A 6,561-nucleotide genomic window follows, 5' to 3' on the forward strand; every position below is an offset into this window, starting at 1 on the left:
CGCCCCTCCGGATTGAGTCCCGGGAAGAAATGCTCGGCGACTTCCGTGCCGATCACGATCACGCGCGCGCCGGCACGGACTTCCTGATCCGTGAAGGCACGACCCACGGTGACCGGAAAATTCTTGATCTCGAAGTAGTTCGCATCGGTCGCTACCGCCTGCACCTGACGCGGCCGCGCGCCTGGGGCCGAGGCGTACTTGAATGTCTCGCTCGCGATGCTGGACTTCATCGTCGCGGGGATGGCTGAACGTACGGCGTCGATATCCGGCATACGGACGAGCGGACGTCGCTGCGCGGAGCGGGCGTCGACGCCGCGGTTCCCACCGGGCCCAACGTTGCTGAATCGCCGAAGCGTGAACGTGTTGCTGCCAATCAGTCGCGCCGCAAAATCTTCCTCAACGTACCGACCCATCCCTTCCACGATGGAAACGACAGCGATGAGAAACATGACGCCGATGGTCACCCCAAGCAGAGTGAAGGCGCTTTTCAATTTCTGTACACGAATCTGGGTGAGAGCCAGACCGATTGCATCTCGTGTCTTCATCCTTGCATAATAGCCGCCCTCGACTATTCGTGCCTGAGCGCCTCCACCGGATCGAGGCGCGACGCGCGGAGCGCGGGAAGCATGCCGAAGATGATGCCGGTGGCAATGCTGGCCGCGATTGCCGTGATGATCGCTGACGCTGGAATAGACGTTGGGACCGGCGTGTTGGTCCGCACGATCCAGGCGAGCATGGTCCCGATGATGAGCCCCACGGAGGCGCCGACGGACGTCAGTGTGGCCGCCTCCACGAGGAACTGCCACAGGATGATGGCGCGCGTGGCCCCCAGGGCTTTTCGCACCCCGATCTCACGGGTCCGTTCGGTCACGGAAATCATCATGATCGCGACGACACCGACGCCCCCCACCAACAGCCCGACCGCCGACAGCGCCAAGCCAACCATGAAGATGGCGCCAAAAAGCTGATCGAACGTCTCCATCATGCGATCCTGCGCGACCAGTGCAAAGGTGTTGTTCTGCCCCGGCTTCAGACCGCGACGCGAGCGGAGCAGCTCGGTCACGTTGTCCATGACCTGTGCTTGCGCCACGTCGGCGCGCGGCTTCACCATCATCTGGAACCCGCGACGCCACACATCGAGGTGACGGTAGGCCGTCATCATCGGCAAGATCGCGCGCGGCTTGTCGGGGCCACGGCCGTCCATGGTTTTCAGGAACCCGGCCTTCGTGTGGAACACACCGATCACCGTGAACTGCTTGCCCTCGACCGCGATCTGCTTGCCGATCGGGTCCGAGTCGCCAAACAGCCTGTTTTTGAGCGTGTCGTTCACCAGCACCACTCGGGCGCCCGCGTCATGCTCCGACGCTGAGAAGCTGCGGCCTGGCGAGATGTCGGCCACGTCGGTCTTGATCCAGTCGGTGCTCTGCGCATCATAGCCCACGTTGGTCACGTGGCGATCGCGGTAGTCGAAGTTGCTCTGCCCCACAAGCCACGCGGTGGCGGTCTCGACATCGGGGAGATCGGCGATCGCGCGCCACTCGACCAGCGAAATGGCCGGATTGCGCCGTTCTGGACAGCTGTCGTCGGAGCCGTCGCAGCTGTTGATGCCGACGCCCCGACGTCGCACTTGGAACGACGTCGCGCCGAACTCATCGAGGTCCGATTGGAAGCTCTGCTTGATACCGTGCACCGTCGCGCCCATGGCCACCACCACGAACACGCCGATCGCCACACCGGCGATGGTAAGGCCAGCGCGCACCTTGTTGGCGCGTATCGCATCGAGCGCCATGCCAATGCCTTCAAGCGCGAGCAGAATGCGGTCCATGAGTCGCATCGCTATTCCTGCCGCAGCGCCGTGATGGGATCGAGTCGGGCCGCCCGACTCGCTGGATAAATGCCGGCGGTGATGCCGACGCCCGCGCCGACCACCAGCGCCGCGCCGATCGACCACGGCGCCACCGCCGCTGGCAACGGTGTCAGCGCGGCGATGGTCGCCGCCAACGCGATGCCAAGTGCGATGCCGACGGCGGCGCCCACCACGCTCAGTGTGGCCGACTCAACCAGAAACTGCGACATAATGTCGCGCCGTCGCGCACCGAGCGCTTTGCGCACACCGATCTCTCGCGTACGTTCGGCGACGGCCACCAGCATGATATTCATGATCACCATCGCGCCCACCACGAGGCCGATCGCCGGGAGCGCCGTGCCGAAAATGACCATCTTCGACTTGATACCGTCGAAGAAGGCCATCGCCTCATCCTGCGTTTCGAGCGCAAAATTGTCGGGCTTGCCCGGCGGCATTTTTCGCGAGGCGCGCAACACTTCGCGCGCGGCGTCCATGCCGTCCGACACCAGATCCTTGGTGGGGGCCTGCACGATCATGGCCTCGATGTCGCCGCGCGGCCGGATTGCCCGGTGGAGGGGACTCGTGTACGGAGCAATTGCCAGTCGGTCCAGTGAGAAGCCGAACACCGACCCCTGCTTCTCGATCACGCCGATCACTTCGTAGGGCACACCGTTTATTCGCACCTCGCGGCCAATCGGATCGAGCCCTTTGAAAAAATGATCGGCGACGTCGACGCCGATCACCAGCACGCGCGCGCCGATGCTGACTTCCTGCGGGCCGAACGCGCGCCCGAGTTCCACCTTGAACTTCTTGATTGTGAAATACGCGGCCTCGGTGGCCACCGCCTGCACCTGTCGCGGACGGGCGTAAGGCGAGTTCGCGTTCATGAATGTTTCGTTCGTAATGGCCGACGACGACCCCGGGGGAAGTACCGAACGCACGAGATCCGCATCGTACGCGAACAGCCGAGGACGGCGTTGAATCTCGCGCCAGTCGAGATTGTCGTCGGTGCTGAAGTCGTTCCAGCGACGCAGCGTGAACGTATTCACGCCGAATAGCTTTCCGGCGAAATCGTTCTCCACGTATTGACTCATTCCTTCGACGATCGACACGACGGCGATGAGGAACATCACGCCGATCGTGACACCGATCAAGGTGAAGAAACTCTTCAGCTTCTGCACGCGGATCGTGGCGAGCGCCAGTCGGACCGCTTCCATGAAGGGCATCAGGTCTCCGATTACTCGTAGCGCAGCGCTTCGACCGGATCGAGACGCGCCGCGCGACTGGCGGGCAGCATGCCGAAGAGGATGCCGGTGACCGCGCTGGCGCCAAGCGCCACGACGACGGCCATCGGTGGGATACTGGCCTGAATGGGCGTGAAGCTTCGGATGCCGAGCGCGCCCAACCAGCCGACAAACAGTCCGATGGCGCCTCCGATGCCGGTCAGCGTGGCCGCCTCCACGAGGAACTGCCAGAGAATCGTGGCCTTGGTCGCGCCGAGGGCTTTGCGCACGCCGATCTCGCGGGTCCGCTCGGTGACGGAAATCATCATGATCGCCACGACACCCACGCCACCCACGATCAGACCGACCGCCGACAACGCAATCATGACCAGGAAGAACATGCCGAAGATGCTGTTGTACGTATCCAGCAGCTTGTCCTGCGTGATGATGGCGAACGACGATTCACCGCTCGGACGTGTACCGCGCATACCACGTAGCGTGGCCGTAACATCGTCGAGTGCGATGTCGCGCTCCACGCCCTCGCGTGGCTTGACGGCGAGGGATACACCGCTGGCCCGCGCGCCCACGTAGCGAATGAGCGACTGCACGGGGATCACGGCCTTCGGGCGCTCGCCACCCGACAGGAAGCTGCTGTTGTCTTTGTAGACGCCGATCACTTCGAACGGCACACCGTTCAGCGTGACCGCCTTGCCGATCGGATCGGATCCGTCGAACAGGCGCCTGGCCATCAGCGTAGTGATGACCGCGACGCGCGCACCCCGGCGCGCCTCAGCGCTGGTGAAGGCCCGCCCCGGATAGACTTCGGGGGCACTGATCGTTGTCCACTCGGCGCTGTAGCCTTCGATACTCGCCGATGGCAACTCACGCTCGCGATACTTCACCTTTGTGCCCCAATCGAGGCGCTCGCCCACGGCTTCCACACTCTTCAAACGCCTGACGCTCTCGATCTCGTTTGGTCGGATGGGCGGGTTGCGCAGCCACGCGCAGCTGTCGTCGGAGCCGTCGCAATTCTCGAAGCTGATCGGATACCGCGACACGAAGAACGTGGTCGGGCCGGTGCTGGCAAAGTCCTTCGCCACCGATTGATTGATGCCGTGAATGGCCGCTGAGATGGCGACGACCACGAACACGCCCACGGCAATACCGAGAATCGTGAGACCGGCGCGGACCTTGTTCGCGCGAACGGCGTCGATGGCGATGCGCACGCCCTCGGCCACAGCGGACACGCGAGTGGTGAATGCAGACATGAGCTATTCCTGCCGGAGCGCGGTGATGGGGTCCAAGCGTGAGGCGCGACTGGCGGGGTACACGCCCGACACGACCCCGACGCCGGCGCCGAGGGCGATACCAACCACGATCGACCACGGCGCCACGCTCGCCGGGAGCGGCGAGAAGGCCGAAATGCCTTCGGCGAGACCGATGCCGAGTGCGACACCGATCGCCGAACCGACGATGCCAAGCGTTGAGGCCTCGATCAGAAACTGCATCAGGATGTCACGACGCTTCGCCCCAAGCGCTTTGCGCACGCCGATTTCGCGCGTGCGTTCGGAGACCGCGACGAGCATGATGTTCATGATGACGATGGCGCCGACCACGAGCCCGATGGCCGGCAGCGCGATGCCGGCGAGCACCAGATAACTCTTGATCTTGTTCCAGAACTCCAGCGCCGAGTCGGCGGTCTGCAGCGCAAAGTTGTCCTGTTGCGCCGGACGAAGGCGACGTTGCGCACGCATCACGGAGCGGACGATTTCCATCGTCTCGGTCATCGCCTCTGGGCTTGGCGATTGAATCGCCACCGCGTCGACGATGTTGGGACGTGAGTTGAGCAGTCGGCGCGCCGGGGAACGCCACGACGTCACGATGAAATTGTCGAACGACATACCAAACGCCTTGCCTTGGGACTCGGCCACTCCGACCACGCGATAGGGCACGCCACCCATCTTGAGTTCGCGACCCAGCGGATCGAGCCCGGGAAAGAGTCGCTCGGCGGCATCGATGCCGATCACCACCGACTTCTCGCCGCGCGAGAGCTCTTGCTCGGAGAGAATACGGCCCGCGGTCACGCCGAGATTCTTGACGTCAAAGTACTGCCCATCGACGGCGAACACCCGTGTGGTGCGCGGCTTACCGCTGGTGGTGGACGTGATCGGGACTTGGTCTTCGCTGGTGATGTACCACTTGGCGTCGGCCGGGAGTGCGCTGGTGACTGGTGCCACATCGAGCAGTTCAAGACGGGGCCGCCGCCGGTACTCCTCCCACGTGGCCTCATCCAGGTCGCCGATGTTGATGTTGGGGCGACTGCGCAATTCGAATGTGTTGACGCCGATCAGCTTACCGATGAGGTCTTCTTCCATGTACCGACCCATCCCCTCGACGATCGAGACGACGGAGATCAGGAACATGACGCCAATGCAGACGCCGAGCAGCGTGAACGCGCTCTTGAGCTTCTGCACACGAATCGTGTTGAGGGCCAATCGAATGGCTTCGAAAAACTGCATGGTGGGAGCGCCTCGCGCCGCGGGGGGTCTGCGAGGATTTACGGCGCGCGGCGGAGAGAGTTTCGCTCTCTTGCAACGACGACGAGGCGCTCGAAATCCGAGCGCCTCGAGGCGGTCCTGCCGTGGGTCGGAACAGCTCGTCGAATGCGCTAGTGCACGCGCTCGCCAGAAACCTTGAGCGCATACTGCGCGCGCGTTTCGTCGCTCGAAATGAGGCCGTCGCGCAGCACGATGACGCGCTTGGCGTGCACCGCAATGTCCGGTTCGTGCGTGACCATGACCACGGTTTGTCCCTGCGTCGCCAGCTCCTCGAATACACGCATGATCTCTTCCGAGGTCTGCGAGTCGAGATTGCCAGTGGGTTCGTCGGCCAGCAGAATGGACGGGCGGTTCACGAGGGCACGCGCGATCGCGACGCGCTGACGTTGACCACCGGAGAGTTCGTTCGGCCGGTGATGAATGCGCTCACCGAGCTGTACGCGTTCCAACGCTTCGGTGGCGCGCCTCTTCCGCTCATCGGAGGCGATGCCGGCGTACACGAGCGGGAGTTCGACGTTCTGCAGCGCCGAGGCCCGGGGCAGAAGGTTGAAGGTCTGAAACACGAAGCCGATCTCCTTGTTGCGTACCCGAGCGAGCGCATCGTCGGACATCTCGCTCACGAGCATGCCGTTGAGCCAGTATTCGCCCGCGTTCGGTGTGTCGAGGCAGCCGATGAGGTTCATCAGCGTCGATTTTCCCGAGCCCGACGGACCGACCAGCGCGACGTACTCGTTGCGCGCGATGTGCAGATCGACGCCTGCCAGTGCACGCACGATCTCCTCTCCCATCGCGTAACGCTTGACGATGCCGTGCAGCTCGATCACGCCGATGCGTCCTCGTCATCCGGCGCGTCATCGCGGTCTTCGTCGTCCGGCGTGTCCTTGACCGGGATCACGCGCGCTCCGTCGCTCAGCGTGCGCAGCGTCTTGGCCGG

At 63.6% G+C, this 6,561-nt stretch carries 6 protein-coding genes; all 6 read right to left on the bottom strand.

The window, feature by feature from the left end; all coding sequences use genetic code 11:
- Positions 1-449, bottom strand: a 449-nt coding sequence (locus tag ACLL97_RS05335) for an ABC transporter permease (protein ID WP_411279446.1), incomplete at its 3' end; no start/stop codon positions are given.
- Between the two features lie 119 nt (positions 450-568).
- Positions 569-1,834, bottom strand: a complete 1,266-nt coding sequence (locus ACLL97_RS05340) for an ABC transporter permease (RefSeq protein WP_411279447.1) — start codon at positions 1,832-1,834, stop codon at positions 569-571.
- 2 nt (positions 1,835-1,836) lie between these two features.
- Entirely contained in the window at positions 1,837-3,072 is a 1,236-nt protein-coding gene (locus tag ACLL97_RS05345) for an ABC transporter permease (protein WP_411279448.1), read from the bottom strand.
- 11 nt (positions 3,073-3,083) lie between these two features.
- The gene (locus tag ACLL97_RS05350) at positions 3,084-4,337 is read right to left on the bottom strand and encodes an ABC transporter permease (protein WP_411279449.1); all 1,254 of its coding nucleotides are present in this window, start codon (positions 4,335-4,337) and stop codon (positions 3,084-3,086) included.
- A 3-nt stretch (positions 4,338-4,340) separates the two neighbouring features.
- Positions 4,341-5,588: an ABC transporter permease gene (locus tag ACLL97_RS05355; RefSeq protein ID WP_411279450.1), complete on the bottom strand. Its 1,248-nt coding sequence runs from the start codon at positions 5,586-5,588 to the stop codon at positions 4,341-4,343.
- Positions 5,589-5,737: 149 nt separating this feature from the next.
- Positions 5,738-6,415 carry an ABC transporter ATP-binding protein gene (locus tag ACLL97_RS05360; RefSeq protein ID WP_411279451.1) on the bottom strand — a complete coding sequence of 226 codons (678 nt, stop codon included), beginning with the start codon at positions 6,413-6,415 and terminating at the stop codon, positions 5,738-5,740.
- Positions 6,416-6,561: the final 146 nt, after the last annotated feature.

The sequence above is a fragment of the Gemmatimonas sp. genome (assembly GCF_046594945.1).
Lineage (GTDB): Bacteria > Gemmatimonadota > Gemmatimonadetes > Gemmatimonadales > Gemmatimonadaceae > Gemmatimonas.